The organism is Streptomyces phytophilus (assembly GCF_013870535.1).
In the GTDB taxonomy this organism is placed as follows: domain Bacteria; phylum Actinomycetota; class Actinomycetes; order Streptomycetales; family Streptomycetaceae; genus Streptomyces; species Streptomyces phytophilus.
This window is the reverse complement of sequence record NZ_JACBXC010001159.1, coordinates 1-1,913: the sequence shown is the minus strand read 5'-3', so window position 1 is coordinate 1,913 and position 1,913 is coordinate 1. Positions and strand designations below refer to the sequence as shown.

The following is a 1,913-nucleotide window of genomic DNA, read 5'->3' as shown; positions in this document are numbered from 1 at the left end:
ACCGCGGGGCCGCGGGCGGCGGCCTCCGCGACGTACCGGCAGCGGCTCGCCGGGGCGTCCGGCTCCAGGTCCCGTTCCGCGCAGAAGCGCGCGAAGCCCGGCGGGTCGAAGAGCGCCACGGCCGTGTACGCCCCCTGTGCGGCCCGGGCCCGCAGCACGCCCTCCACCTGCCGCAGATACGCCGCGTGGTCGTCGAACAGGAAACTCGCATACCGCCGCATCGCCGCGAAGTCCGCGGCATCCGCCAGCAGCCCCACCGCACTCGGCATCTCCCGGCGCAGCAGCCGGGCGTCCGTCCTCGTACGCGCCATGACTCCCCCTCTACGGAGCGCAACCAATCACTACGCACCGTAGTCGGGGGGTCTGACAATCGCCTCGGTCAGCTCCGCGAGCGCGCCAGCCGCTCGAAGAAGCGCAGCAGCTCCACCCGGTCCACCGACCCCGGGTTGACCGCCTTCTCCAGCGGCGTGCCCTGCAGCATCCGCTTGACCGGCACCTCCAGCCGCTTGCCGGTCAGCGTGTGCGGCACGCCCTCGACCTCGATCACCTCGTCCGGCACGTGCCGCGGCGAGAGCTGCCGGCGCAGCGCGTCGCGGATCCGGTCCCGCAGGCCGTCGTCCAGCCGCGCACCGCCGGCCAGTTGGACGAAGAGCGGCATCCAGTACCCGCCGTCCGGCTGCTCCACCCCGATCACCAGCGACTCCCGCACCTCCGGCAGCCGCTCCACGACCTCGTAGATGTCCGCGGACCCCATCCGCACGCCCTGCCGGTTGAGCGTCGAGTCGGAGCGGCCGTGGATGACGACCGAGCCGCGGGACGTGAGCGTGATCCAGTCGCCGTGGCGCCAGACTCCGGGGTACGTGGAGAAGTAGCTGTCGCGGTAGCGCTCGCCGTCCGGGTCGTTCCAGAACCGTACGGGCATCGACGGCATCGGCTGCGCCACCACCAGCTCGCCCACCTCGTCCGTCACCGGCTCCCCGGCCGGATCCCATGCCTGCAGGTCCGTGGCCAGGCATGCCGCCTGCAGCTCCCCGGTGTGCACCGGCAGCGTCGGCACCGCGCCGGCGAAGCAGCTGCACACGTCAGTGCCGCCGCTGACCGACGCGATCCACATGTCCGCCGGCCCCGCGGGGCCGGCCCGGTGGAACTCGTCGTGGAGCCACCGGAAGCCGTCCGGCGGCAGCGGCGAGCCCGTCGTGGCCACGCACCGCACCCGCGTCAGGTCCAGGTCGCGGCCCGGGTGCACGTCCGCTTTGCGGCAGGCCATGACGTACGCCGCGGAGGTGCCGAAGAACGTCGCCCCCGTGCGCTCCGCGACCCGCCACTGCCCCGCCACGTCCGGGTGGCCCGGGCTGCCGTCGTACGTGATGACGGTGGCGCCCACCAGCAGGCCGGAGACGAGGAAGTTCCACATCATCCAGCCGGTGGAGGTGTACCAGAAGAAGCGGTCGCCGGGGCCGAGGTCGCAGTGCAGCGCGAGCTGCTTGAGGTGCTCCAGCAGGATGCCGCCCTGGGACTGCACGATCGCCTTGGGCAGGCCGGTGGTGCCGGAGGAGTACAGCACCCACAGCGGGTGGTCGAACGGCACCTGCTCGAAGACCGGCTCGGCGCCGGTGGCCACCAGCGCGTCCCACTCCAGGGCGCCGCCGGGCGACGGGGTGCCGAGCAGCGGGACGTGGACGACGGCGCGCAGGGTGGGCAGTTCGCGGCGCAGTTCCGCGACGGTCTCGCGGCGGTCGTGCTCCTTGCCGCCATAGCGGTAGCCGTCGACGGTGACCAGCACCACCGGCTCCACCTGGCGGAAACGGTCCAGGACGCTGCGGGCGCCGAAGTCCGGGGAGCAGGAGGTCCACACGGCGCCGACGGCGGCGGTCGCCAGCAGCGCGACGGCGGCCTGCGGGATGTTCGGCAGG

At 73.4% G+C, this 1,913-nt stretch carries 2 protein-coding genes; both read right to left on the bottom strand.

The genetic code is table 11. The features are described 5' to 3' along the window. A partial coding sequence (locus H5J30_RS30235; RefSeq protein ID WP_508470965.1) for a DUF8829 domain-containing protein occupies nt 1-311 on the bottom strand: 311 nt, incomplete at its 3' end. A gap of 68 nt (nt 312-379) precedes the next feature. Continuing rightward, nucleotides 380-1,913 (bottom strand): acetoacetate--CoA ligase (locus tag H5J30_RS30230; protein WP_181790590.1); only part of this gene is annotated, 1,534 nt, incomplete at its 5' end.